The sequence below is a fragment of the Oscillospiraceae bacterium genome, from assembly GCA_025757985.1.
In the GTDB taxonomy this organism is placed as follows: domain Bacteria; phylum Bacillota; class Clostridia; order Oscillospirales; family Ruminococcaceae; genus Gemmiger.
Genome location: CP107210.1, coordinates 2,279,141 through 2,305,208, shown reverse-complemented (window position 1 = coordinate 2,305,208; position 26,068 = coordinate 2,279,141). Strand labels below are relative to the sequence as shown.

The following is a 26,068-nucleotide window of genomic DNA, read 5'->3' as shown; positions in this document are numbered from 1 at the left end:
GCAGTAGGAAAGGATTGCTATTATGGATGTTTTTGCATCGGCTTTAGCCGCTAACCCTATGCAGACCCGACAGGACGCCGTCACGGCGCTGCTGGATTTGATTCGTCCGCTCAAAGCTTTTTACTCACCGGGGGACGCCCTGCTCAAGGTTGGCAACACAGCTGCGCACTACGGTGAAAAGGACGCCCGCATGGAGGGCTGGGCGCGTATCTTATGGGGGCTTGGCCCGCTGTTTGGCGGCGATAACACTACGCTGCCTGCTGAACAGCAGGCAGAAATCGCGGCGTGGGGCGACCTCTACCGCACGGGTCTTATCCATGGCACCGACCCAAGCCATCCCGAATACTGGGGGGATATCTTCGATTATGACCAGAAGATGGTCGAGACTGCCGCGCTGGATCTGGCGCTCTGCCTTGCCCCGGATATGCTTTGGACACTGCTGACCGACGCCCAGAAGCAGAACGTCTACCGCTGGCTCAATCAGATGAATGCCCACCGCATCCACCCCAACAACTGGCGTTTTTTCCGCATCTTAACGAATATGACCTTTGCACGGCTGGGTCTGCCCTATGATACCGACCAACTGAAGGATGATTTTGGCGTTGTCGAGCATTGCTATACCGGCGGCGGCTGGTATTTTGACGGCAACCCCGGTCAGCTGGACTACTATATTCCCTTTGCCATGCACTTTTACTCGCTCATCTGGTCGGCGCTCTCCCCACTGGACGCCGATGACTACGCGACCAAACTCAAGATCCGCAGTAGCGAATTTGCCGGGGATTTCATCCAGTGGTTTTCCGATGACGGCGCGGAGATTCCGTTTGGCCGCAGCCTGACCTACCGCTTCGCCCACGCGGCATTCTTTGCGGCGTATGCGCTTGCAGGGGCGCAGAATGAAACGATCCCATGGGGTGCGGTGCGTCATACCGTGCTGACCAACCTGCACCACTGGTTTCAATACCCCATCACCGACGCGGCGGGCGTGCTGACCATCGGCTACCAATACCCGAACCTACTCATGAGCGAGCGCTACAACGCCCCCGGCAGCCCCTATTGGGCGTTTAAGGCGTTCCTGTTTTTGGCGCTGCCCGCCGATCATCCGTTCTGGACGGCGCCCGATGCAACGGTTCCGCACCCGGCACGGCAGCGGCAGGACAAACCGCATATGCTCGTCTGCCACGACGGCGGGCATATCACGGCGTTCACGGCGGGGCAGCACTGCATGAACCATGGGGCCGTCAGCGCCAAGTATGAAAAGTTTGTCTACTCTAACCGCTTTGGCTTCAGCGTTGGGCGCGGCACCGATCTGGAGGACGGCGCGTTCGACAACACATTGGCTGCCAGCCCGGCAGGGATGAACTTCTATCGTATGCGTTACGGTACGGACAGCTTTGCCGTGACGGACGCTTACACCTACGCCGCCTATACCTTGCTGCCCGGCACCACGGTGCAGAGTTGGGTCGTGCCCTGCGGCGGCAGCTGGCATGTCCGCGTGCATAAAATCATGACGACTTCGCCCGTAGATATTGCCGACGGCGGCTTTGCCCTGTCTGTCGAGGAGCCGTTCACCCGTCGCGTCGGAGCCGAGGACGGCAAGGTGCTGCTGCAGCGGGTCGAGAATGTCAGAGGCGGCAAGGCTGTGTTTCTGCCGTGGGGCTGCACGGCGGCGGTCAGTCTGCTGGGCGGCGCACAGACCGAGTTTGTGCGCACCTTCCCCAACACGAACTTGATGGCAAACCTCTGCGCTGTGCCCTATTTGAAAGCCGCCTTGCAGCCCGGTACGCATATTTTGGTGGACGCTTTCTACGCCCGCCCGGCGGATGCCGATGAGCGCGGCGGTTTCGCAGTCAAGCCTTTTGCTACGCGCAAAGGCAATGCAATCGAGATCTCCTGCGCGGACGGCCGCACGATTCGTATTGATCCGGAGGGCTGAACCATGCACAAAGCGCTGCTGCGCCGCTGGTGCGACGCGATGCTCAAATATCAGCTGCATGACACAGGCGATACCCGGCTGGACGGCGGGCTGCTCTGTCCTGCCTGTATGCGGGTACATGGCCGCAGTGCCGATGCGATTTTGCCGCTGGTGACCCAGTGGCAGACCGACGGCGACGAGCGCTGTCTGCATGCGGCGGAAAAGCTGTTCGCATGGTCGGTCAATATGCGCCGCCCCGACGGCAGCATGAACAATGACACGAACAGTAATTGGAACGGCATCACGGTATTTTATGCAAACGCCTTGGGTGAAACGCTGCTCTGGTACGGGGACAAGCTGCCCGCTGCAGACCGCGATGCATGGACAGCCCGCTTTGCCGAGATGGCGGAGTATCTCTGCCAAAATATTGAAAGAATCGGAGGCAATGTCAACTATCCCATCACCTGCGCCTACACAATGGCACTGGCCGCGCGCCTTTTAGGTGGGGAGCTGTTCGCAGCCAAGGCAAAGCAACTGGTGGACTTTGCCGTGACACACATCACGGCGGACGGTCTTTTGTACGGCGAAGGTCACCCTATGGCAGCCGTAACGCCCAAGAACTGCCGCCCGGTGGATCTTGGTTATAATGCGGAAGAATCGCTGCCTGCGCTGATTCTGTACGCTGAATTGACCGGGGATGAGGATGTAGGCCGCGCTGTGCTGCGCACCGCACAGGAGCACCTCAACTTTATGCTGCCCGACGGCGGGTGGGATAATAGCTTCGGCAGCCGCAGTTACAAGTGGTGTTGGTGGGGCAGCCGCACCTCAGATGGATGCCTTGCGGGCTTTGCAGCCCTGAGCCGCCATGACCCGGTGTTTGCCGCCGCTGTGCAGAAAAATCTGGAATTGCTGAAGCAATGCACGCATGACGGTCTTTTGTACGGCGGACCGATGTATAGAACAGCAGGGGAACCCGCTTGCATCCATCACACATTCTGCCACGCCAAGTCCGTGGCGGCGCTTGTGCATGATGGCTGGCAGTCCCCGGCGGCGCTGCCCAAGTTGCCATCGGAGACTGCGGCTGGAGCACGGTATTATCCCGCCATCGATACGGTTCGCATCGCGCAAGGCAACTGGCGCGCGACTGTGACGGGGTATGACTATGAATACCTGCCCGGCGGTCACCCCACGGGCGGTATGGTGTCCCTGCTGTGGCACGCCGCCCGCGGTCCGGTGCTGGCGGGCAGTATGGACCCTTACCGCCAGAACGAACCGAACAATATGCAGATGCCGCGCTGGCAGTTTGACATTTGCACCACGCCGCGCATCGAACTGCGCCGCGACGGTAAAACCTATTGCAGCAGCAACGATTTGACTGCCGCCTTGACTGTGGGCAAAAATGAGACGAGCGCGGGCGGCAGACTGCGCACTGCGGCCCAAGACGCCGCCGGATGCTACGATTTTGCCGTTTCCGTAATGCCGGGAAAAGTTACCGTGACGGGTCGCAGTGAGGACGCGGACGCAAGGTTTATCCTGCCCGTCATCTCGCCGGAGGGGGAAAATGTTGCGTGGCAGGATGTTAACACCGTGCGCATCGGCAGCGGTCCCGCTGCCCTGACCGTGCAGGCAGACCGCCCGCTGACCCTGCCGCCGGAGTACGGCACACCCGTCCGCTTCCGCCGCCTGTTCAACCCTGTGGGTGGTTTTCAATCGGTAGTGCTGACCCTGCCCGCCGAGCATCCATTCACTGTCACTCTGAGAATTGGAGAGAAAGAATGAACGATATATTGATTAAAATCACAAACGGCGACACAGCACTGGCGCAAGCCTGCAACCACCTTGTCTACCCGGCAGCCTACGCACCCGGCGATAGTATTACCATGACCGTGCCGGAACCGGGGTACTATGTCATCCGGCTGGACGATGCCATGAATGAGGAATTTGTCTACATGAAAGAAACTTCTTTCACGTTGGAAATCCCCTTTGCGGAGGCGCGAATCAGTTACAGCCCGCGAGCTTTTTCCGGACCGATGCACTATCTGTCGGCACGGTCTGCGCGGGTCGAGGAGATCGCCGCACCGCGCAATCTGGCCCGCAACGTTTACGACTGCCACGGCAATACGACCTGCTACCCCCACACATGGGCCAATGTGGAAACGCGAGGGGAAGCCGTTTTTGCAGCCCGCAATGCCATTGATGGCATCATCTGCCCCGAAAGCCACGGTGCCTACCCTTACCAAAGCTGGGGCATCAACCGTGATTCGGAAGCTTGTCTGACGCTGGAATTCGGCCGCCCGGTCAGGGCTGATACATTGGTGCTGACAACCCGCGCAGACTTTCCCCACGATGCGTGGTGGAAAAGCGTGAGAGTCACGCTTTCAAATGGAGATACACGGATTCTTACGCTGGAAAAATCCCCCGATGGCAAGGGGCAGCGCTTTGATTTGGGCGGCGCCGTCATCACAAGTCTGCTGCTGGACAACCTAAAAAAGGCCAACGACCCCAGCCCATTCCCGGCACTGACGCAACTGGAAGTATGGGGAACGAATGTATGAGATTAGAACATGTGACCTCTGCCGCACACCCGATGTATACGCAGGCGATGGCACTGTATAAGAAGAGCTTCCCGCCCTATGAGCAGCGCGAAGCGCCGTCCCAGGCGTGTATTTTAGGAGAGAAAGCTTACAACTTTACGCTGGTGTACGACGGCAAACGATTTGTCGGACTGGTGCTGTATTGGGAAACCGCAGAGTATCTGTATATCGAGCATTTTTGCATTTTGCCGACTTTGCGAAATCATCATTATGGGCAACGGACGTTGGAACTGCTGGCGGAATTCGGCAAGACCTTGATTTTGGAAATCGATCCGCCGATGGATGCAATCGCCTGTCGCCGCAAAATGTTTTATGAGCGCTGCGGCTTTGTCGAGAATCCTTTCTCGCACATACACCCGCCCTACCACGCTGAAAATCACGGTCATGCCCTTGTCGTTATGACGTATCCCTTACCGATTACGCAGGAAAAATACAACGACTTTTACCGTTATCTAACAGAAAAAGTCATGAAGGACGTCTTTTGACGGAAAGGGCAAATTCATTATATCTCATGATCGTAGCTGCGCGCAATCGTAAGTTGTACTCTCTGGTGTTAAGTTGTACGAATCGCAGCAAAACCACAGTGGGAAAAATCCTGCTTTTTGTGTTTTACGGATAGGATACGATAGTATCTTAGTATTTTATTTATTTAGTATTTATTTGTGTTGGATTTACCTGTACAGGGAAATCCAGTCTAGGTAAAAGCCTTTGTGGTAAAATAAAAAATCCCCCGGAAAGCGGGGATTTTGGGGCGGTATTTGGCGGGACGGTACACTGCGCCGATAGGCTGCGAACTCCCGCAAACCGGGGCGTTTCTCGCGGCGACAAGGGCGGTGTGCAGGAGTGCCGCGGAGTAGAGCTTGCGTACAACTTCTTGCTGGAGAATAAAACTTATATATTGGTTCGTTGGGCTTTTCATTTGCGAGAACCCAGTGATATTGGTATCCACATTTCTCAATGGAACCAAAGCTGCGCGTTTATTTGAGCGATACTGACGAGAATCCGTATCACGAATTCGCCCCCAAAACTGCCCCCAAAAGGGTTTGGGACGGGTTGGCACTATGTAGTGCCCCTTTGTACACATGGGACAAAAACCATTTTGAGCCATGGTACGCAATACCACCAAACCCAACAAAATAACATCCCAACGCATAAACTTTGAATTTCTCATAACCCGGAGGTCGCAGGTTCAAGTCCTGTCTCCGCAACCATGTTAAAAGCTACATTCAAGTTGATTTTGAATGTAGCTTTTATTTTTACTTTATACAGTGTTTTCCCCATGTTATAGTTAACATGGGGAATTTTTTATGCAGAAAAAGATACGCGTAATTTTACCAAGAATTGAGGGCAACAAGAAAACCAGGCACAAGATTCTGAAAGTGGCCGTATATTGCAGAGTAAGTAAAAACACACCGGAGCAGCTACAAAGCCTTGAAATGCAGGAACTGTATTTTGAAAAATTAGTAAACGAAAATCATGATTGGGAACTTTATAAAATTTATAAGGATGTCGGGTCGGGAACACGGAGAAAAGGGCGTGATGGTTATATTGAAATGCTAAAGGATGCCCAAAAGCATCGATTTGACTTAATTCTGGTTAAGTCATTAAGTCGGTTTGGAAGAAATATAGTAGAAACATTATCAACGATAAGGAGACTGAAAAAAATGAATGTTGCAATGTTCTCCGATGTAGAACAAATCAATACAATGGAAGTCAATGAAGCACTGCTGTCGATTTTACTTGCGGTAGCACAGGAAGAAAGCGCCGCGAAAAGTGAAAATATCAAGTTTGGCATCCGTCAGCGGATGCGCAGTGGGAAAGCCATATTAAACCATACTCGCTTTTTAGGCTATACTAAGGATGAAGACGGTAGGCTGGTAGTCGTACCGGAAGAGGCTGAAATTGTGAGGAAGATATTCTCGCTGTATTTAGCGGGTTATGGAGTTCGCAAAATTAAACGGTATCTGGAGGAAAATGGCATAAAGACTGTCACCGGAAAATCTGAGTGGAGTACATCCACAATAGACCGTATGCTGAGCAATGAAAAGTACATGGGAAACCTTTTACTGCAAAAGACCTGCACACCTGATTTCCTGACCGGAAAACAAAAGAAGAATTGTGGCGAGCAGAGTATGTTTCTGGTGGAAAATGCGCATGAGCCGATTGTATCAAAAGAAATATTTGAAGATGCACAAAGACGGAAACATAAAATGTAAGATGCTTGGTTTGAGTTAAAAACATGGAGAGTTTTTCTTGATAATCCGTGTGAAATTTGCTATCCTATTAATAGGAAATCTCTTGGAAATCGGGTGACCTTATAATGAATGAAAACGAACAGCTTCAGCTTTTTGAAGATCAGGCGATTCGTACTGCGTGGGACGAGGAAAACGAAGAATGGTATTTCTCCGTTGTGGATGTGGTATCCGTGCTGACTGATGCAAAGGACTATGACACGGCGCGTAACTACTGGAAAGTCACCAAAAAGAGGCTGAAAGACGAGGGCAGTCAGTTGGTAACAGATTGTAACCAACTGAAATTGAAATCCCCCAAAGACGGTAAACGCTACAAAACAGACGTAGCCAACACACAGCAGCTGTTTCGCATCATCCAGTCCATCCCATCCCCCAAGGCGGAACCCATGAAATTGTGGCTAGCGCAAGTTGGACGGGAGCGCATAGAGGAAACACTCGACCCGGAACGCATTGCGGAACGACTGGTTTCCACCTATGAGCGAAAAGGGTACACGCGGGAATGGATCAATCAGCGTTTGCAGGCAATTTCGGCCCGCAAGGAATTGACTGATGAATGGAAGGATCGCGGCATCGAGAAAAACGCGGAGTATGCGATTTTGACCGACGAAATCACCCGCGCGTGGAGTGGTATGAGTACCCGGCAGTATAAGAACCTGAAAGGACTGAAAAAGGAAAGCCTGCGGGACAACATGAGCACCTTGGAATTGGTGCTGAATATGCTGGCAGAAGTGTCCACAAAAGAAATCTCCCAGACCGAGCAACCGGAAGGCTTACAGCAAAACCGCGATGTGGCACGCCGTGGCGGTTCGATTGCAGGTGAAGCGCGGAAGCAAATTGAACAGCAGACGGGACGGCCTGCAATCACCAGCAAAGGCGCAGCAGAGTTGAACCATGTTGTTACGGAGATGCTGGAGGCAAGTTCCGGCGTTGATTTAGAAAAAGGATCGGAAGATTAAGCTATAATGAAAATTTAATAAAGGGTAGTAGAAATTGTCTTGCACATATAGAATTTTTAGAACTATATGATATAATTAGCATGAAATAGTATTTTTAAGGGAGGCAGCAGAAATGTACTCAACGAAACATATGGAAGATCTACAGATAAGTTACATATCTGCACTATGCGCCTCGGTAGGGATTGATTATGACATACAGGGCCATGATGCGGATAGCACTGATGCCATTATTAAAAAGAAAATCATTTTGCCCAACGGAAGCTGGTATTTTTCCCAATTAAGAATTCAATTGAAAAGCACTTTCGGTGAATCGCAGTATGAAGATAAGGGAGACCAAATCAAGTACAAACTAAAGGTGAAAAATTATAATGATCTTTGTACACAGGCGACGGCTCCTATTATTTTAGGACTGTTCATTCTACCCAAAGAAGATTCTACATGGGTTAATTGGAGCATTGATGAATTACTTGTAAAAGGCACTATGTATTGGATGGATTTTTCATCAAATACGCCTTCGTCAAATTCAGAAACGATAACCGTTACAATTCCAAAGTCTAATGTGGTTAGTCCTGACACGCTTCTAGAAATATTAACTAAAATAGCAAAGGAGGAATGGCCATGATATACTCTGTCGATTTTAAGAAGTTAACGGAGAAGATTAATCCGCTCTCTTTTGTTAAATATTTAAAAGATACTGGTTGGATGCAATTCCCAACAAAGAAAACTTACGTCAAAATATTTCAAATTAGTAAATCAGATAGTGATTTTTTTCAAGTCACAATCCCGATGAATCGTGATTTGTTGGATTACCAAGACGCAATGTATCAAGCTATAGAAACTGTCGCATTTGTGGAGGGTCAATCAACGGAGCAATTGTTATTATTTTTGCTTAATCCCAATACAGATATACTGAAAATTCGGCTGGACCGAAAAAACATAGAAGCAGGTAGTATCTTATTTGATGATGCTATTCGTGTTTATGAAAATGCAAAAAAGCTTATCGCAGCGACAGCCCAGGATGTTCTTCATCCCAAAAAGTATCATCAAGGTCGTATTGATGATGCTGTGTCACAGTTTATAAATAACTGTAAATTTGGACAAACTGAAATTGGAAGCTATGTTGTCTCGGTGGTTTGCCCTTTCGCAGAATTAGATGATGCCGAAGGATACAAACAGTTAAGTATTTTTTCCGAAGAGGAACAGTGTGCTGATTCTTTAACCAGAAAAGTGACCAATAGGATTATGTCGAATGTTTCGTTCATAAAAAATACAATTGATGAAGGAAATTATTCCAGTCTTAGCGATTCTGACAATATAAGTGCGAATTTTTATGAAGCGCTCGCAGGGCTAAACCTTAAAGAGGATGATACGAATCTTGAATTCATTGCTCAGTGGTCTCCTACGGTGAAAAAAAATCGTGCTTCATGCGACAGGATTATGCTTTCAAACAATTACTATGAACCAATTTCTGTTGCAACTTCACAATTAAGGGAGTGTATTTCTACAAAGACAAAGATATTTGGTCGCATAAAAAAACTCGAATCTTCACCTGATCCAGAAAAGAGGAACTCAGGGAAAATCACAATTGTTTATCTTAACGAGGAAGATAAGCCTCGTACAATCACAGCCAATTTGAATAAAGTGGATTATGAGAAAGCTATCGAGGCACATAGTCATGGAAATCATGTTGAAATTGTAGGTGATATTACCAATAGCGGAAAGAAAAATGCCACGATTACGTGCGAGTCTTTTGCAATATTAGATTAAAGAGCATCTCGAATATTTATTGAAATTTTAAATGTTGTTTAAGAAATCACTGCATTTGGTGGGTATCTTTTTTGTCACACTCAGACAACAAAAGCTCGTTGAAACGACAAGTTTCAACGAGCTTTTTTCTACCTTATGGCAAAAGTGGTAACAAGCTGGTAACTTTGACCCCAAAATGACCCCAAAACGCAAAAACAACTGCGGGTAGACTGCTGATTTTTCAACAGTCTACCCGCTTTTTGTGGATAAATCTTGCGCAGTTGGAGGGTAAATATAGGTGCGGTGTGGCTGCCCTACCCTGCTTTCACCAGTACCAACACGCTGTTGTTTGGCACGACGATCTGTTCCTGTTTGGTGGGAATGGGCGGGTTCTTGTATTGGCGCAGGGCTTTTTGGATTTGCTGCTTGACCTCCAGCAGGGCGGCGTCCAGCGTGGGGGCTTGTGCGGTGACTTTGGGGAAGTCAGGAACATGGGCAGTGCAGCCATCCGTGGATAAGGTGCAGAGTACAGGGTAGGGCCGGTTCTCTACGGAAATACTGTACTGCATCCCGAACATATCGTTCATCTTGTCCATTTCACGCCGCTTGTGTTCGTCCATGCTGTGGACATAGGTGTCCATTGTGAATGCTACGGAGTAATGGCCGAGAATGGCCGACAGTGTTTTGTAGTCCATGCCGCGCTCCAGCGCACGGGTGGCGAAGGTGTGGCGCAGGGCGTGGAAGGTAAAGTGTCCGATGTTGGCATCCTTCAACAATCGGTCGTAGTAATCCTTGAAGGTTTTCTGCTCAAAGTAGTGTCCAAACTCGTTGGTGACGATGAAGCCATCGTCGATGTACTTATCCCCTACCCGCTGCTTGTCCTGCGCTTGCTGCTGTTTCCAACGGGCAAGCTCGTCTGCCATTGTGCGGGTCAGCGGAATCGTGCGGCGGGAGTTCTTGGTTTTGGGTGTGCCGAATACGATCTCGGTTTTGTTTTCGCCGTCGTGGGCTTCGTACTTGGCAAGGCGGTTGATGGTACGCCTAACATGAAGTTGAGCGGTGGAAAAGTCGATGTCCTCCCACTTTAGTGCCAGCAGCTCCCCCATGCGTAACCCTGTACACAGGTCTAAGCGGATAAACACGCCGTAGCGGTGGCGGTAGCTGGCTTGCACCAGCGCCCGCTGCTGGTCGTTGGTAAATACTACAATTTCGGGCTTTTCTCCGCTGGGCAGGGTCACGGCATCGCAGGGATTATAAACCAGTAGATGCTCTTTTACAGCTTGCTGTAAGCACTTATGCAATGCCATGTGGTAGTTGCGCAAGGTCTTGGGGGATAAGCCTTCCTCGCGAAATTTGTAGTTGTAAAACTCCTGCAAGGTGTGCGGTTCTAATTTCTTTAATAAAATCTTTCCCAGTACACAAAAGTGCTTGTTGAGATAACTGCGGTAGCTGGCGTAAGTAGATTGCTTGACGGTGTCCTTCATGTAGGTGTCCAGCCAGTATTCATACCATTCGCCCAATGTCACCGACATAGGATCGCGCCAGCCCTGTGTGCGGACTTCGTGGGCTTGCTGCTGCAGGATTGCGATTGCCTCTTGCCGCGTGTTGCAGCAGGTGGATGTACGCCGGGGCTTGCCGGTTTTGTAGTCGATTCCGGCTGACAGTCGCACCTCCCACCGCCCGTCGGTACGCTGGCGGATGTTGCCTTCGTTATGCCCGCGGCGCAGGGCTTTTTTGGATGTATCTTTCACGGTGCATCGTCTCCTTTCGTGACATAAAGACTACCACAGGTACGACCACAAAGCTATTCATCATACCCGACAATCTTCGGGTTCTCGTTTTGGGCTTTATTGACCTTTTGCCTTTCCAGCCAGTCCAGTAACTCATCCCGCCGCACTAACAGTCGGTTTCCAATGTGGAACGCCGGGAAACTCGCGTCATGGAATATGCGGTAGGTGGTCGAGCGTGAGATGCCGAAGTAAGTTTGTACTTCCTTGGGGCTGACAACATTGGGTAAATTTTGAAATTCCGTGTTCATGGGTTCCTCCTATGTAAATAATTTATAAAAAGGTCTTTACTATATAGCCGCTGAGAACGGCGAAAATTACGAGGTTTTTTTAAACTGTTTAGAAAAAGTTCAAATTTTTAGAAAGATTCCAAATCATATCATACAGATAAGAAGTTGCAATTTTTGCAACCGTCCTCAAAATTTTTGAAAAAGCACCTCTACTATATAGCCGCTGAGAAACGGTCAAATATGTCGCAAAGAAAAAATATTTTAAAGATTTCGCATCTGACTAAATGCCCAAATACACTTCAATACCAGCATATCACCCATTGTGCTAAAAACCCTTGCACTTTTACAAAATATCTAAATCCATTTTAACAAGCAACGGGGCAAAAACCCTGCCACATTACTCAAAATAAAACAGGCAAGCCGCAGATTAAAACGGCTTGCCTGTAGAATGACGATGCTGACGGTGATGACGATGTTTTTGACATACCCCTTTACCCTATCCCACGAACACCGTCACCATCGTCACCACCGTCACGCTTATAGTGAAATGACGCTTGCAGTTTACTACTGCTCAAAACAAAAATAGTGATACTACGAGAAACACGAAATCAGAATGACGCAGATGACGCTAATGACGCTGAATCTGGGATATGGTATAGGGATATCCCCAAAACAGCGTCATTAGCGTCATCTGCGTCACTATCGTCACACAAGAGCAGCGAGGGGGTCTGGGGTACACCCCAGAAATGTGCATGTGGATGACCACATGCTATGCTAGCAAAACATATTCTCTCCCAAGGCGTGAGCAATCAAACTGGACACCAATACAAATTCGTATATATTTCAGAGTGAATCACTTCTGATTCATCCAAAAATCTTGACTCGAAAAAGTGAATCCGTTCTGATTCACTTTCCAAAGTGCTGCTATTATTCCCCTTCCTCCACGCGCGTGGTCATCACGGCGATGCTCTTTTTTCCGGGAACGGGGTAACGCACCTTCTTAAATGGCAAGAAAAAACAAGAATATAGTCATGGCGTTTTCAGAGAGCCGTGTTAGTCTATCTGATTCTTTCCAAGTACATTGTCCGCGGTATTGCGCTCGGCAGCGTGAAAGGGTAAAATAACACTTACGGAGGTGCAGTGCGCTTGCGCTGCACCTTTTTTGGTGTTTATGCGAAAAAAAACGACAGAAAGAACGGAGGAATACACGATGTCATTTCCGGAAAATTTCGTCTGGGGCGCGGCAACCGCAGCCTATCAGATCGAGGGCGCAGTGCAGGAGGATGGCAGGGGACTGTCCATCTGGGATACCTTCAGCCATACGCCGGGCAAAACAAAGAACGGTGATACAGGGGACATCGCCTGCGACAGCTATCACCGCTGGGCAGAGGATATTGCACTGCTGAAAGAGATGCACCTGAAGGCGTACCGGTTCTCGATTGCCTGGCCGCGCATCTTCCCGCAGGGCACGGGACCAGTCAATCCGGCAGGTCTTGCCTGGTATGACCGGCTGGTCGATGCGCTGCTTGCGGCAGGAATCGAGCCTTATGTCACGCTCTACCACTGGGATCTGCCGCAAGCCCTGCAGGACAAGGGCGGCTGGCTGAATGATGATACGGCAAAAGCCTTCGCCGGGTATGCCGCCGCGGTGGCCGCGCACTTTAAGGGGCGGGTGCGGTACTATTTTACCCTCAATGAGCCGCAGTGCAGCGTGGGGCTGGGCTACAGCAGCGGTGTACACGCACCCGGTTTCCGTCTGGATGACGGCTCGGTGTTTACAGCGTGGCACAACACGATCTACGCCCACTGCCTTGCGGCCGATGCGATCCGCAGGGCTGACCCCGATGCCCGGGTCGGCATGGCCCCGACAGGGCGCATCTGCACCCCGGCAACAGACGACCCTGCCGATATTGCGGCGGCCCGCGAGGCAACCTTTGCGCTGGCGGACGGAGACTGGACCTTCACCTATGCCCCGGCACTTGATCCGCTGTGCGGGCGCGGCTGGCCTGTGATCGCGGGCGGTCAGGCCCAGCGTGTGGTGGATGCCATCCCGCAGGAGCAGCTGGACGCTCTGCCGCTGGGCAGGCTGGATTTCATCGGGATGAACATCTACAACTCCGTCATGGTGCGCGCCGGGGCAAACGGCAAGCCGGAATTCTGCCCCCGGGCCGCAGGACATCCGCGCACAGCCATCGGCTGGCCCATCACCCCGGAGTCGATGGAGTGGGGGACACGCTTTATCTGGGAGCGGTACGGTCTGCCCATCTACATCACCGAGAACGGCCTTTCCTGCACCGACAGCATCCATCTGGACGGCAAGGTGCATGACCCTGCGCGCATTGACTTCACCCACCGCTATCTTCTGGCGCTGCGCCGCGCGATTGACAGTGGCGTGGATGTGCGCGGCTATTTCCACTGGTCACTGCTGGATAATTTTGAGTGGAGCGAGGGCTATAACGAGCGCTTTGGTCTGATCTATCTCGATTACGCAACCGGCAAACGAACCCCCAAAGATAGTGCTGCCTGGTACGCCAAGGTGGCCGAAACGAACGGAAATAATCTGTGAAAAGGCACGGTATGGCCCCTCGCTATGTGTTTGTTTCCTCTAAGAGATGCCCTCTGCGCGCTGATGGTCGTGCTTGCGATCGATGCAGAGAAATGCTCGCGGAATAACCATACCTGACAGGCTGCACACAAAAAATACTCCCTTATTCTGCTGCGTGCGCAGCAGGATAGGGGAGTTTTCTGGTTCGTGAAGCAGCACGCCGGTGTATAAAGACCGTACAGAAAAAGCAGCAGCCCACTGCGGACTGCTGCTTTGCGGTAAAAGGCGGGCGGTCAGCCCATGACGACCTTGACCTCTACGGTCGAGCCGGCGGGAACAGGGGAGAGGATGTTGCCGCTTACGGGCTTGCCATCCACGGTCATGGCTTTGACGCCCTTTTCCAGATGGTCAGGGTTCTCCACGACGATTTCATAGGTTGCCCCGCGCCAGACACGGCGCAGGGTAAAGCCGTCCATCTCGTGCGGGATGCAGGGATCGATCTTCAGCCCGGCCAGCGTGGGCTGGATGCCCAGGATATACTGGCTCACATCCACAAAGGTCCAGGCCGCCGTGCCGGTCAGCCAGCTGTTTTTTGCTTCGCCAAAGGTGGCGGCGTCGCGGCCAGCCACCATCTGGCTGTAGACATACGGCTCGGTGCGGTGGATCTCACTGATGTCCTCAATGTATGCCGGGCAGGTCTTTTTGTAGATCTCAAACGCGCGGTCACCATGGCCGACTACAGTCTCGGCACAGCTGACCCATGGGTTGTTGTGGCAGAAGATGCCTGCGTTTTCCTTGTATCCCGGGGGATAGCTGGAAATCTCGCCCAGCTCAAGGTGATACTTGGTGTAAGCGGGCTGCAGCAGCACAATGCCGTACTTTGTGTCGAGCTTGTCTTTCACGCTCTGCAGGGCGGTTACGGCTTCGCCGGTGTTTACGCCGATGCCTGCCATGACGCACATACCCTGCGGCTCGATGAAGATCTTGCCTTCCTCGCATTCCTCACCGCCGATCACATGGCCAAAGGCATCGTAGGCGCGGCGGAACCAGCTGCCGTCCCAACCGGCGGTCAGGGCGGCGTGCTCCATCGCGGCGGTCTCCTCGCGCACGGCGGCAGCTTCGTCGGTGTGGCCGGTGCTGTCAAGAATTTCGGCAAACTGGTTGCCGTACTTGACGTACATACCGGCGATGAACACGCTCTCGGCTACGGGACCCTCGCTCGGGCCGGTGGTCTGGAAGCTCTCGCCCGGCTCCTTGCTGAAGCAGTTCAGGTTCAGGCAGTCGTTCCAGTCGGCGCGGCCAATCAGCGGCAGACCATGCGGACCCTTGTGGGTGCGCAGGTAGCCAAAGCTGCGGCGCAGATGCTCAAGAAGCGGCTGTGCAAGGCTGTGGTCGTTGTCAAAGTCCACCGGTTCGTCCAGAATCGAGTAGTCGCCCGTCTCGCCCAGATAGGCGTACACGGCAGCAATCAGCCACAGCGGGTCATCGTTGAAGCCGGAGCCGATGTCCATGTTGCCCTTTTTCGTCAGCGGCTGGTACTGGTGGTAGGCGCTGCCATCGGGGAATTGGGTAGCCGCAATGTCCAGAATGCGCTCCCGCGCGCGGGCGGGGATCAGATGCACAAAGCCGAGCAGATCCTGACAGGAATCGCGGAAGCCCATGCCGCGGCCCGTGCCGCTCTCATAATAGCTGGCAGAACGGCTCATGTTGAAGGTGACCATGCACTGGTACTGGTTCCAGGTATTGACCATGCGGTCGAGCTTTTCATCGCTGCTCTTGACCGAGTAGGTGGACAGCAGGTTGTTCCAGTGGTCGTGCAGCCTGGCAAGTGCCGCATCGACCTGCGCATCCGTGGCATAGCGGGCAGCCATCGCCTGGGCGCGGGTCTTATTGATGACGCCGGGCGCGGCCCACTTCTCGTCCTCCGGGTTTTCTATATAGCCCAAAACAAAAATCAGGCTGCGGCTTTCGCCGGGCTGCAGGGTGACATTGACTTGATGCACGCCAACGGGTGCCCAGCCGTGGGCAACAGAGTTGGTACAACGGCCGTTTTCCACGACCTCGGGATTCGCATTGCTGTGCCATGCGCCTAAAAAGGCGTCCCGGCTCGTGTCAAAGCCGTCAATGGGCGTGTTGACGGTGAACAATGCGTAATGGTTGCGGCGCTCGCGGTACTCGGTCTTGTGGTAGATGGTGCTGCCCTCGACCTCGACTTCGCCGGTAGAGAAATTGCGCTGGAAGTTGGTGGAATCGTCCACAGCATTCCAGAGGCAGAACTCCAGATAGCTGAATATAGTAAACGATTTCGGTACATCACTCTCGTTGGTCAGCACCAGACGGTCGATCTCGCAGTTGTCGCCTACCGGCACAAACAGCTCCAGCTTCGCGGTCAGACTGTTCTTTTTGCCGGTAATGATGCTGTACCCGAGGCCGTGGCGGCACTCATAGCTGTCCAGCTCGGTCTGGGTGGGCTGCCAGCCGGGATTCCAGACGGTATCGCCATCCTTAATATAGTAATACCGGCCGTTAGAGTCCGCAGGTACGTTATTGTAGCGGTAGCGAGTGATACGCCGCAGCTTGGCATCCTTGTAAAAGCTGTACCCACCGGCCGTGTGGGAAACAAGGCTGAAGAATGCCTCGCTGCCCAGATAGTTGATCCACGGCAGCGGCGTGCGCGGCGTGGTGATGACATATTCGCGTGCGGTATCGGAAAAATGACCGAACTTCATAGAGACCCTCTCCTTACTTATGGAAAGCAGATAAAATCGTAAGTTCAAATCGAAAACGATTAAGTTATTACCCTTACAATACCGCGTTTTTCGGATAATTGCAAGGGCTGCGGCTGAATTTAACGATGATTTGGCAGGTTTCACAATTTGTGCGGCCGAAAATTGTAACGAAAAGCGGATGCTACCTATTATTTATAAGGATACTTTCTGGCTGTGGACACCCCAAAAGCAGATGGCAGTCAGGCTTGCAGGCCATTACTGGGTCGGAAAAGGCAGAAGAAGGCGCAAATTATGTCTCTTTTTCAGCGAAACTCCAAACGAAATTACCAAAACAGGTGTTTTGGCTTTTTGCAAATCGCCAAATCGAATCGAAATGCACAAAAAATGCAAAAAAGGCATTGATTTTATGGTTGACATATTGTATAGTGAAGATGCGAAAACGATTAAGGATGATGCAAGGAGGCGATACCATGGCATCCATCAAAGACATCGCAAAGGCATGCGGAGTCTCGGTGGCTACCGTGAGCAAGGCGCTGAACGGTCACAACGATATCAGTCAGGCTACCAAAGAAAAAGTGCGTGAGGCTGCAAGGCAGATCGGCTACATGCCAAACTCCGCAGCGCGGGCCTTAAAAACGAACCGTACCTATAATCTGGGCGTCCTTTTCGTGGACGAGGCGCAAAGCGGTCTGACGCATGAATTCTTCGCGGCTGTTCTGGACAGCTTCAAACGCCACGCCGAGGGCAGAGGCTATGATATCACCTTTATCAACCACAACATTGGCCACGGACACTCCAGTTACTTAGAGCACTGCCGCTACCGCGGCGTTGACGGCGTGATTGCTGCCTGCATCAAGTTCGATGACCCGGAGGTTATTGAACTGGCTTACAGCAACCTGCCGATCGTCACAGTTGACCATGTCTTTAACAACCGGGCTGCCGTACTTTCCGATAACACCGATGGTGTCCACAAGTTAGTGGATCAGCTTGCCGCGCTGGGGCATGAGCGAATCGCTTATATCCACGGTGAGAATCACAGCGCAGTCACCCAGAAGCGCCTGGTCGGTTTCTACCGTGCCTGCGCCGCCCATGGGATCACGGTGCCGGATGCCTACATCGTGCCGAGCACCTACCGCGATGCGAAAAGCTGCGCCGCTGCGACCCGTCAGCTGCTGGCACTGCCGCAGCGCCCCACGGCAATCCTCTTCCCGGATGACTTCTCCGCCATCGGCGGCATCCAGACCATCCGTGAGGAAGGACTTCTGATTCCGCGGGATATTTCGGTGGCCGGCTATGACGGTAACCTGATCTCGCAGATCATGTCCCCGCAGCTGACCACCTACCGGCAGGACACCGAAGCGCTGGGCCGCGCCGCGGCAGAGCTGCTTATCGAGCAGATAGAATCCCCGCGCACGGCATTGCCGGAGCAGAAGCTGATCTCCGGCAGCCTGCTGAAAGGGCAGTCCGTCGATGTCCCCAATCCATAGGTTCAAACCCGCGAGGATGCGGGTCACAATATCTGATTCATACATGAGTTCTTTTTTAAAAGGAGGAAAAGACATTATGAAAAAGGCAATGAGTTTATTGACCGCCACTGCAATGGCAGCCACCTTGCTGGCAGGCTGCGGCGGAGGCGCCGCAAGCTCGTCCGCAGCCCCTGCCGCTGATTCGACCTCTACCGAAGCCAGCAGCACGGCCGCAGAACCTGCTGCCGATGCAGCCGCAGAGGAGGGCAAGGTCCTGAACATCTGGTGCTGGAACGATGAATTCCAGTCCCGCTTCAACGACTATTACCCCGGCGTCAAGGAGATTGCCGCCGACAAGTCCACCACGACGCTGGATAACGGTGTCACCGTAAAGTGGACCATCAACCCCAACGATAACAACAACTACCAGAATAAGCTGGACGAGGCCCTGCTCAAGCAGGACAGCGCCGCTGCCGATGACAAGATCGACATCTTCCTGATCGAGGCGGACTACGCGCTGAAATATGTGGATTCCGAATATACGCTGGATGTCAAGAAGGATGTCGGCCTGACCGATGATGATCTCAAGGATCAGTACCAGTACACCAAGGATATCGTTACCGTGGATGGTGTGCAGAAGGGCACCACATGGCAGGCAACCCCGGGCCTGTTTGCCTACCGCCGCTCCATCGCCAAGGATGTGCTGGGCACCGATGATCCGACCGAGGTTCAGGCCGCATTGAGCGATTGGGATAAGTTCAACGATGTGGCTGAGAAGGCCGCTGCCAAGGGCTACAAGATGCTCTCCGGCTACGATGATTCCTACCGCACCTTCTCCAACAATGTTTCCGCCGGTTGGGTGGACGGCACGACCGTCAAGGTCGACCCCAACATTATGAACTGGGTCGATCAGACCAAGACCTACACCGATAACGGCTACAACAACAAGACCAGCCTGTGGAGCGACCAGTGGGCCGCCGATCAGGGCCCTGCCGGCAAGGTTTTCGGCTTCTTCTACTCCACTTGGGGCATCAACTTCACCCTGCTGGGCAACTCTCTGGCCACGCCTGAGTCTGAGGGAGGCAAGCAGGAAGTCGGCAACGGTATCTTCGGCGATTACGCAGTCTGCCAGGGCCCTCAGCCTTATTACTGGGGCGGCACCTGGATCTGCGCAGCAGCCGGCACTGACAACATCCCCACGATCAAGGATGTCATGTACTCTCTGACCTGTGATGCCGACATCATGACCAAGATCACCGAGGATACGCAGGACTACACCAACTGCAAGAGCGCTATGGATTCCATCGCAGCTGACCCGAACTTCGGCTCCGCATTCCTCGGCGGCCAGAACCACATTGCCCTCTTTGCAGAGGTTGCACCTACCATTGATATGTCCAACGCCGGTCCGTATGATCAGGGCTGCAACGAGACCTTCCAGAGCTGCTTCAAGGATTACTTTGACGGCACGGTTGACCTTGAGACCGCGAAGAAGAACTTCGAGGATCAGATCAAGGTCAAGTATCCTGAGCTGAGCAGCGTCGAATGGCCCGCCTGATGCGCTGACCGCACCGCAAAACTGAATCCATACTTATAACACAAGCCACGCCGGGGGCGGGTCAGCGCCCGCCCTCGGTTTTGTATTGTAAAGGCCCTGCCCTTCGTGGGGCAACGCCCGATAAGGAGGGTGAGACCTGTGAAAACCAAACGCAAAGGCATGAGCTACGCCAAATGGGGCTACATATTTCTGGCGCCGTTCTTTATTACCTTTTTCATCTTCCAGTTCTGGCCGCTGGCAACGACCATCTACTATTCCTTCTTTGAATATTTCCGCAGTGGCTTAAAGATCATCGGCCCCAACTTTGTAGGGCTGAAAAACTATGCCGCTATGATCCGGGAGGTGCCGAAATACTTCAGCAATACCATGATCATGTGGCTGATGGGCTTTATCCCGCAGATTATTGTATCACTGGTGCTGGCAGCGTGGTTTACCGATCTGCGGTTGAAGCTGCGGTTTCAGGGCTTCTTCAAGACGGTCATCTATATGCCCAACCTTATCATGGCATCGGCGTTCGCTATGCTGTTCTTTACCCTGTTTTCAAACGCGGAGACAGGGCCGATCAACTCGATCCTGCTCAAGCTCGGCATCGTGGCCGAGCCGGTGCGCTGGCTTTCCAATGTCTGGACAGCGCGCGGTCTGGTTGGGCTGATGAACTTCCTGATGTGGTTCGGCAATACGACCATCATTCTGATGGCTGCCATCATGGGTGTGGACCCCGGCCTGTATGAGGCCGCCCAGCTGGACGGTGCATCCTCGACCACAATGTTCTGGCGCATCACGATCCCGCTGATCCGCCCGCTGCTCGTCTACACGCTGATCACCAGCCTCATCGGCGGCCTGCAGATGTTTGATGTGCCGCAGGTTTTGACCAACGGCAAGGGCGACCCGAACGGCTCGACCAACACCATTATCATGTACCTGAACCAGCACCTGTACAGCAAAAACTACGGCACAGCCGGCGCTATCTCGGTGCTGATGTTCCTGCTCTGCGCGGTGCTTTGCGTCATCATCTACTTTACCCTCACGCAGGAGGATGACGGCCTGACCCGTGAGCAGCGCAAGGCTGAGAAAGCCCGCATCAAGGCAGCCAAAGCGGCCGCTAAGCATCACTAAGGAAGGAGCGTGAACGGTATGCCGAACGAAACCAAAACTGCAGCCACCACTACCGCAAAGGCAAGCAAAATTTACGACCCTATGCTGACACTGCAGCGTGCAGTGGCCTATATCGTGCTGTTTGTCCTCTGCTTTATCTGCCTGTTCTTCTTCTATGTGCTGATTGTCAACGCCACGCACAACAACTTTACCATCCAGCAGGGGTTTGACCCGCTGCCCCGCGGCAGCTTTGGCGTCAACTTCTTTAACACCACCCATGATGCCAATGTACCGATCCTGACCGGTCTGCGCAACAGCCTGATCGTGTCGGCTGCCTGTGCGGCGCTGTCGGTCTATTTCAGCGCACTGACGGCCTACGCCATTTATGCGTATGACTTCAAGCTGCGCAAGCTGGCCTTTACCGTCATTCTGCTCATCATGACGATGCCCACACAGGTTTCGGCGCTCGGCTTTTTGAACCTGATGGACTCGATGAAGCTGACCAACACCCTCTGGCCGCTGATTCTGCCGAGCATCGCCGCACCGACAGTGTTCTTCTTCATGAAGCAGTATATGGATTCGAGCCTGCCGCGCGACATTATTGATGCGGCGCGCATTGACGGCTCGGGAGAGTTCCACACCTTCAACACGGTCATTCTGCCGATCCTGAAGCCCGCCATGGCGGTACAGGCAATATTCAGCTTTGTGGGCGCATGGAACAACTACTTTATCCCGGCGCTGATCATCAACGATGCCAAGTGGAAAACGGTGCCCATTCTCGTAGCACAGCTGCGCAGCGCGGACTTCTTGAAGTTCGATATGGGCAAGGTGTATATGATGATCACCATTGCAATCCTGCCTGTTATGATCGTCTATCTGCTCCTCTCAAAATATATTGTGCGGGGCGTTGCATTGGGCAGTGTGAAAGGCTAAAAAAGTTTTATAGACCGTAAAAAGCGGGCGAACAGAAATGTTCGCCCGCTTCAGTTTGTCGAAAAAGCCCTTTTTCGGGTAGAAATGTAGGGCGCGTGTCTATCTCCGCGCTAAGAGCCGCCGCTGTGCGGCGGTTGCGCTCCGAAACGCGCCTGCGGGCGCAGTGACCGCGCCGCACCGCTGGCTGCGCGCAGCGCATAAAATCGCGCCGGACGGCGCGCGGTTTCACGGTATATCGTACTATTGGATAGGCTCCATGCGCGTCTTGATGATCTCGCTGATTTTCTCGGCGTCGCTGTCGGGTTCGGTCAGCCCAACGATCTGCCCGTCATCCGCCATGCCGAAAATAAGCGCGCCGCCCAGCGTGTTCGCAAAAGCGCTCATGCTCTTGCACCAGCTTTTGCGCGAACTATCGGTGCTTTAATTATACAACTTGGCAGGGTCGGTTTGCAATCGTAAGTTGTACTCTCCGGTGGTAAGTTGTACGCATGGCCGTAAGACCATAGCGGGATGAATCCAATTTTTTGTAGTTTTACGGATAGGATACGATAGTATATTAGTATTTTATTTATTTAATTATTTATTTGTGCAGGATTTACCTGTACAGGGAAATCCCGTTCAGGTAAATGCCTTTGCGGTAAAATAAAAAATCCCCGGAAAACGGGGAATTTGGGGCAATATTTGGCTGGGAGGGCACCGCTCCGACGCGGTGTGAATGCGCCTAAACAAGGGCGTTTCTCGCGGTGACAGGGGCGGTGTGCAGGGATGGTGTAGAGTTGGCTTGCGTACAACTTCTTGCTAGAGAGTAAAATTTCATCACCAGTTCGTTGGGCTTTTCACTTGCGTGAACCCTGTGATATGAGTATGCAGGACATTGTGACGATGCTTTGTCCCCGACCAGTGTGTGTATGCCACGGAGCACAGGATCCCATTTATCCTGTTGATAGTGTTCAACAGGTAATAGATCGAGCTGAGCAGGTTTATCGTGACGCTGGGTGCACCGACCATTTCCAATCTGCCATTTTCCCTAACGCTGGTCATGTGTTTGAGGAAGAACAACAGAAATATGCAATCGATTTCTTGAATAAATGGCTCTAATAATTTCTAGGCGTATTTGCGTTGGGTAATCCTATGATTGTGTGGACTTTTCTAGTTTACGGTGTAAATCACAATAAATTTAGGAGGCCGCATATGGAAAAACGTAAGGAAATCACGCAGAAAATGGAAACTGTTGCCAAAAAAACTGATTCGACATTCTTTCTTGGAGGGCGTTGAAAAGTGGCCACCGGAATGTTTCGGATTGTACTATCAGCCGCACCGCCCGGAGAAAGCCTTGTCCAAAACGCAGAAGCATAAATAATAGAAATTTTCTCGTCAAAATATAAGCCCGTCGCATCTCAAATGCGGCGGGCTTTTTTATGCCTGCTTCTCGAAAAATTCACAAAAAGTTCAAATAATTAGAGGACATTTTCTGCGCTATTAGCCTTTAAGATGATGAGCAAGGGAAAAACGAGCAGAAAAGAGGTGAGAGTGTGTCAAGTGCCGATCGACGCCAAGCCGAAATATTAGAACTGTTGTATATCCCCAAAACAGCGTCATTAGCGTCATCTGCGTCACTATCGTCACACAAGAGCAGCGAGGGGGTCTGGGGAACACCCCAGAAATGCGTTTGTGGATATCCAAACGCTATGCTAGCAAAACACGTCTACCCCAAAACGATGACAAACAAACCCGATACCCGCACAAATTCGTATATGCTCTCAAGAGTGAATCACTTCTGATTCATTCCCTGCGGCAGCCAGCCAAAAATTACAATTGCATCACGAAAATTACAATACGCAGATTCCACGGCACGCTATACTGGATACAGAATTCATTTACGAAAGGGAGGAAAACTGTATGCGTGCAAAATTGAGCAACTTACAAAGCATCCCGCAGGTGGTTGCGGAGATGACGCTGGATGAAAAATTGGATATGGTGGGGTGCTACCGCGCCTGCCACACACGGCCTATCCCGGATATGGATGTGCCCGCCATCTATCTGATGGACGGCGCGACCGGGCTGAATGGCACCCATGTGGTGCTGGACTACTTAACAGACCCCTGCCGTGCCGATGACCCGCGTACGGCGTATGCCACGCCGGAAATGGTGGCGCTGAACCGCGTTGATCGCAACGAGGCCGCGGAAAAGTACAAGGGCGATGCACTGATGACCGACCTTGTGGAGCAGGCGGCAAAATACCGTCCGGGCGGTCGGCAGCATATCAGCTTCCCGTCGGGCATCAACATCGGCGCGTCGTTTGACCCGATCACAGCCGAGACCATCGGCCACGCGGTCGGACAGGAATTGCGTGACGCCGGGGTGGATGTCTGCTTTGGTCCCAACGTGGATATTGCCCGCGACCCGCTGGGCGGCCGTAACTATGAAATGTACGGCGAGGACCCGGAGTTGGTGGCCCAGACCGCGGCAGCCTTTGTACGCGGTATGCAGAGCGCCGGCATTGCGGCCTGTGCCAAGCATTTCCTCGCAAACAATCAGGAAACGAACCGCAACACAACAAGCTCTAACCTTTCAAAACGGGTTATGATGGAACTGTATGCCCGTGGGTTTGAGGCAGCCATCGAGGATGGTCACGTCCTGTGTATCATGAGCGCCTACAACGCCGTGAACGGAGAGTTCACCTCGTATAGCAAAAAGCTGCTGACAGATTTGCTGCGCGGGGAACTGCACTTCGACGGCGCCATTGTCAGCGACTGGGGTGCAGCCGGGCAGAACAAGGAAGGTACGCTGGCGGCGGGTATGGATTTGATTCAGCCCGGTCCAAACGATATGACCGCCTGCAAACAGGCGGTGCAGGAGGGGCGGCTTTCCGAGAAAGTTCTGAATGATCGCGTGACCCATATCCTGCAGCTTATCGTGGAGATCAAACAAAATCAACGCCGCATCCCCGCGCAGTATGACGCCGATGCACTGCTGCAAACCGCCTGCAGAACCATTGAAGACGGCGCGGTGCTATTGAAAAACGAGAATGCCGTCCTACCGCTGGCCGAGACCCAGCGTGTTGTGTTCTGGGGGGCGCGCAGCCGCGACACACTGGAGTGTGGCAGCGGCTCCACGGCGGTGGAGACGGCCCTGCACAGCAATGTGCTGGACGAATACCGCAAACTGCGCGGCGCGGCGGCCTTTGAGGAATGGACCGATGCCGACACGCTGGTGTACACGGCGGCTGCCCCGGCTGGGGAAAATGTGGACCGCGAAAGCATGGCGGTAGAGGAACAAGACCGCACCCGCATGACCGAGGTGCTGAAGCAGGCAAAGCAGAAAGGCATGAAAACCGTCGTGCTGTTGAATATTTCCGGACCGGTAGAGATGGCGGACTGGCTGCCTTACGCGGATGCAGTGCTTTGCATCTTTATTCCCGGCTGCATGGGCGGCGTGGCAGCGGCACGTCTGCTGACGGGGCTGGCCGAGCCGGGAGGGCGCCTGCCGGTGACGTTCCCGATTCGTTACGAGGACACGCCCGCCTACCCAAACTTCCCCGGTGAGGGCAACGATGCCTACTACGGTGAGGGCGTGTTTGTGGGCTACCGCAGCTACGCAAAGCGCAAGTTAGCTGTGCAGTATCCGTTCGGATGCGGCTTGAGCTACACGGATTTTTCTGTGGAATTGTGTGAAAATGACTTCCGCTGGGATATGCGCACACAGGAAACACTGAATGTGCCTGTGCGGGTAAAAAATGTCGGCAGCCGCCCCGGCAGCGAGGTCGTGCAGATTTATACCCGCGAGGAAAAGCCCCATATGCTGCGCCCCGACCGCACACTGGTGGGGTATGCCAAGGTGCGCCTTGCCCCCGGTGAGGAAACCGTTGTGAATGTATCGGTCAGCAAAAAGGCATTGCGCTGCTATGACGCACTACTGGATAAGTGGGTGCAGCCTATCGGGGCGCACAAGCTGTATCTGGCATTGTCGGCGGAGAACATTTTGGCACAAGCCCCGCTGATGATAGAGGGTAAGAACCCCTATCCCTTGAACGGTGAAAGCACAATTGGGGAAATTCTTGAAAATCCGCGCGCAAAAGAAATCGTAAATCAATTCACGAACGGTATGTTCGATATGATGCCGAAAGAAACACTGGACTTCATGGTGTACCGCAAGCTGAATGATATTCTGTCGGTGGGCATGATTCAAGTCATCCCCGACACAGTAAAACTGAGTGCAATTCTGCAGGGGCTGTATGACCGGCTTGCAGAACTATAAAGGAGGAAACA

Annotated in this window: 17 protein-coding genes and 1 pseudogene; 14 read left to right on the top strand and 4 right to left on the bottom strand. The window is 52.7% G+C overall.

Annotated features, from left to right (window positions below; all coding sequences use genetic code 11):
- Positions 1 to 58 precede the first annotated feature (58 nt).
- From OGM67_11090 to OGM67_11055, 8 genes are all read left to right on the top strand, one after another.
- Positions 59 to 1,933, top strand: a complete 1,875-nt coding sequence (locus tag OGM67_11090; GenBank protein UYJ34121.1) for a DUF2264 domain-containing protein — start codon at positions 59 to 61, stop codon at positions 1,931 to 1,933.
- A gap of 3 nt (positions 1,934 to 1,936) precedes the next feature.
- Positions 1,937 to 3,691, top strand: a complete 1,755-nt coding sequence (locus tag OGM67_11085; GenBank protein ID UYJ34120.1) for a hypothetical protein — start codon at positions 1,937 to 1,939, stop codon at positions 3,689 to 3,691.
- Entirely contained in the window at positions 3,688 to 4,467 is a 780-nt protein-coding gene (locus tag OGM67_11080) for a carbohydrate-binding protein (protein ID UYJ34119.1), read from the top strand. Before OGM67_11085 ends, OGM67_11080 begins: the two co-directional genes overlap by 4 nt.
- Positions 4,464 to 4,991: a GNAT family N-acetyltransferase gene (locus tag OGM67_11075; protein ID UYJ34118.1), complete on the top strand. Its 528-nt coding sequence runs from the start codon at positions 4,464 to 4,466 to the stop codon at positions 4,989 to 4,991. Before OGM67_11080 ends, OGM67_11075 begins: the two co-directional genes overlap by 4 nt.
- Positions 4,992 to 5,813: 822 nt before the next feature.
- Complete coding sequence (locus tag OGM67_11070; protein ID UYJ34117.1) at positions 5,814 to 6,722, top strand: recombinase family protein; 909 nt, start codon at positions 5,814 to 5,816, stop codon at positions 6,720 to 6,722.
- Between the two features lie 104 nt (positions 6,723 to 6,826).
- On the top strand, positions 6,827 to 7,714 hold the full coding sequence (locus OGM67_11065) for a Bro-N domain-containing protein (GenBank protein ID UYJ34116.1): 888 nt from the start codon (positions 6,827 to 6,829) through the stop codon (positions 7,712 to 7,714).
- Positions 7,715 to 7,844: 130 nt separating this feature from the next.
- Positions 7,845 to 8,336 (top strand): DUF4365 domain-containing protein, encoded by a 492-nt coding sequence (locus tag OGM67_11060; GenBank protein UYJ34115.1) that lies wholly within the window; start codon positions 7,845 to 7,847, stop codon positions 8,334 to 8,336.
- The gene (locus OGM67_11055) at positions 8,333 to 9,481 is read left to right on the top strand and encodes a hypothetical protein (protein ID UYJ34114.1); all 1,149 of its coding nucleotides are present in this window, start codon (positions 8,333 to 8,335) and stop codon (positions 9,479 to 9,481) included. Before OGM67_11060 ends, OGM67_11055 begins: the two co-directional genes overlap by 4 nt.
- Before the next feature lie 293 nt (positions 9,482 to 9,774).
- Here OGM67_11055 and OGM67_11050 read toward each other — a convergent pair whose 3' ends face one another.
- Together OGM67_11050 and OGM67_11045 are read right to left on the bottom strand one after the other, a co-directional pair.
- Positions 9,775 to 11,211 (bottom strand): tyrosine-type recombinase/integrase, encoded by a 1,437-nt coding sequence (locus OGM67_11050; protein UYJ34113.1) that lies wholly within the window; start codon positions 11,209 to 11,211, stop codon positions 9,775 to 9,777.
- A gap of 53 nt (positions 11,212 to 11,264) precedes the next feature.
- A complete protein-coding gene (locus tag OGM67_11045; GenBank protein ID UYJ34112.1) occupies positions 11,265 to 11,498 on the bottom strand; it encodes a helix-turn-helix domain-containing protein in 234 nt (77 codons plus the stop codon).
- 1,189 nt (positions 11,499 to 12,687) lie between these two features.
- On the opposite strand from OGM67_11045, the gene OGM67_11040 reads away from it, so the two are divergent.
- Positions 12,688 to 14,043, top strand: a complete 1,356-nt coding sequence (locus OGM67_11040; protein UYJ34111.1) for a GH1 family beta-glucosidase — start codon at positions 12,688 to 12,690, stop codon at positions 14,041 to 14,043.
- Between the two features lie 272 nt (positions 14,044 to 14,315).
- Here OGM67_11040 and OGM67_11035 read toward each other — a convergent pair whose 3' ends face one another.
- A complete protein-coding gene (locus OGM67_11035; protein UYJ34110.1) occupies positions 14,316 to 16,751 on the bottom strand; it encodes a glycosyl transferase in 2,436 nt (811 codons plus the stop codon).
- Between the two features lie 470 nt (positions 16,752 to 17,221).
- Here OGM67_11035 and OGM67_11030 point away from each other — a divergent pair, with 470 nt between their 5' ends.
- From OGM67_11030 to OGM67_11015, 4 genes are all read left to right on the top strand, one after another.
- The gene (locus OGM67_11030; protein ID UYJ34109.1) at positions 17,222 to 18,238 is read left to right on the top strand and encodes a LacI family transcriptional regulator; all 1,017 of its coding nucleotides are present in this window, start codon (positions 17,222 to 17,224) and stop codon (positions 18,236 to 18,238) included.
- A 76-nt stretch (positions 18,239 to 18,314) separates the two neighbouring features.
- On the top strand, positions 18,315 to 19,772 hold the full coding sequence (locus OGM67_11025) for a carbohydrate ABC transporter substrate-binding protein (protein UYJ34108.1): 1,458 nt from the start codon (positions 18,315 to 18,317) through the stop codon (positions 19,770 to 19,772).
- A 138-nt stretch (positions 19,773 to 19,910) separates the two neighbouring features.
- Positions 19,911 to 20,888 carry a sugar ABC transporter permease gene (locus tag OGM67_11020; GenBank protein ID UYJ34107.1) on the top strand — a complete coding sequence of 326 codons (978 nt, stop codon included), beginning with the start codon at positions 19,911 to 19,913 and terminating at the stop codon, positions 20,886 to 20,888.
- 81 nt (positions 20,889 to 20,969) lie between these two features.
- Positions 20,970 to 21,800: a carbohydrate ABC transporter permease gene (locus OGM67_11015; GenBank protein UYJ36225.1), complete on the top strand. Its 831-nt coding sequence runs from the start codon at positions 20,970 to 20,972 to the stop codon at positions 21,798 to 21,800.
- Positions 21,801 to 22,040: 240 nt separating this feature from the next.
- Here OGM67_11015 and OGM67_11010 read toward each other — a convergent pair.
- A pseudogene (locus OGM67_11010) lies at positions 22,041 to 22,196 on the bottom strand (ATP-binding protein).
- A 1,503-nt stretch (positions 22,197 to 23,699) separates the two neighbouring features.
- On the opposite strand from OGM67_11010, the gene OGM67_11005 reads away from it, so the two are divergent.
- Positions 23,700 to 26,057 carry a glycoside hydrolase family 3 C-terminal domain-containing protein gene (locus OGM67_11005; GenBank protein UYJ34106.1) on the top strand — a complete coding sequence of 786 codons (2,358 nt, stop codon included), beginning with the start codon at positions 23,700 to 23,702 and terminating at the stop codon, positions 26,055 to 26,057.
- Positions 26,058 to 26,068 lie beyond the last annotated feature (11 nt).

Bases quoted from the DNA above. Each gene is read 5' to 3' on its own strand.
- OGM67_11090 (UYJ34121.1), top strand. From the start codon at position 59: ATGCAGACCCGACAGGACGCCGTCACGGCGCTGCTGGATTTGATTCGT.
- OGM67_11085 (UYJ34120.1), top strand. From the start codon at position 1,937: ATGCACAAAGCGCTGCTGCGCCGCTGGTGCGACGCGATGCTCAAATAT.
- OGM67_11080 (UYJ34119.1), top strand. From the start codon at position 3,688: ATGAACGATATATTGATTAAAATCACAAACGGCGACACAGCACTGGCG.
- OGM67_11075 (UYJ34118.1), top strand. From the start codon at position 4,464: ATGAGATTAGAACATGTGACCTCTGCCGCACACCCGATGTATACGCAG.
- OGM67_11070 (UYJ34117.1), top strand. From the start codon at position 5,814: ATGCAGAAAAAGATACGCGTAATTTTACCAAGAATTGAGGGCAACAAG.
- OGM67_11065 (UYJ34116.1), top strand. From the start codon at position 6,827: ATGAATGAAAACGAACAGCTTCAGCTTTTTGAAGATCAGGCGATTCGT.
- OGM67_11060 (UYJ34115.1), top strand. From the start codon at position 7,845: ATGGAAGATCTACAGATAAGTTACATATCTGCACTATGCGCCTCGGTA.
- OGM67_11055 (UYJ34114.1), top strand. From the start codon at position 8,333: ATGATATACTCTGTCGATTTTAAGAAGTTAACGGAGAAGATTAATCCG.
- OGM67_11045 (UYJ34112.1), bottom strand. From the start codon at position 11,498: ATGAACACGGAATTTCAAAATTTACCCAATGTTGTCAGCCCCAAGGAA.
- OGM67_11040 (UYJ34111.1), top strand. From the start codon at position 12,688: ATGTCATTTCCGGAAAATTTCGTCTGGGGCGCGGCAACCGCAGCCTAT.
- OGM67_11035 (UYJ34110.1), bottom strand. From the start codon at position 16,751: ATGAAGTTCGGTCATTTTTCCGATACCGCACGCGAATATGTCATCACC.
- OGM67_11030 (UYJ34109.1), top strand. From the start codon at position 17,222: ATGGCATCCATCAAAGACATCGCAAAGGCATGCGGAGTCTCGGTGGCT.
- OGM67_11025 (UYJ34108.1), top strand. From the start codon at position 18,315: ATGAAAAAGGCAATGAGTTTATTGACCGCCACTGCAATGGCAGCCACC.
- OGM67_11015 (UYJ36225.1), top strand. From the start codon at position 20,970: ATGCTGACACTGCAGCGTGCAGTGGCCTATATCGTGCTGTTTGTCCTC.
- OGM67_11005 (UYJ34106.1), top strand. From the start codon at position 23,700: ATGCGTGCAAAATTGAGCAACTTACAAAGCATCCCGCAGGTGGTTGCG.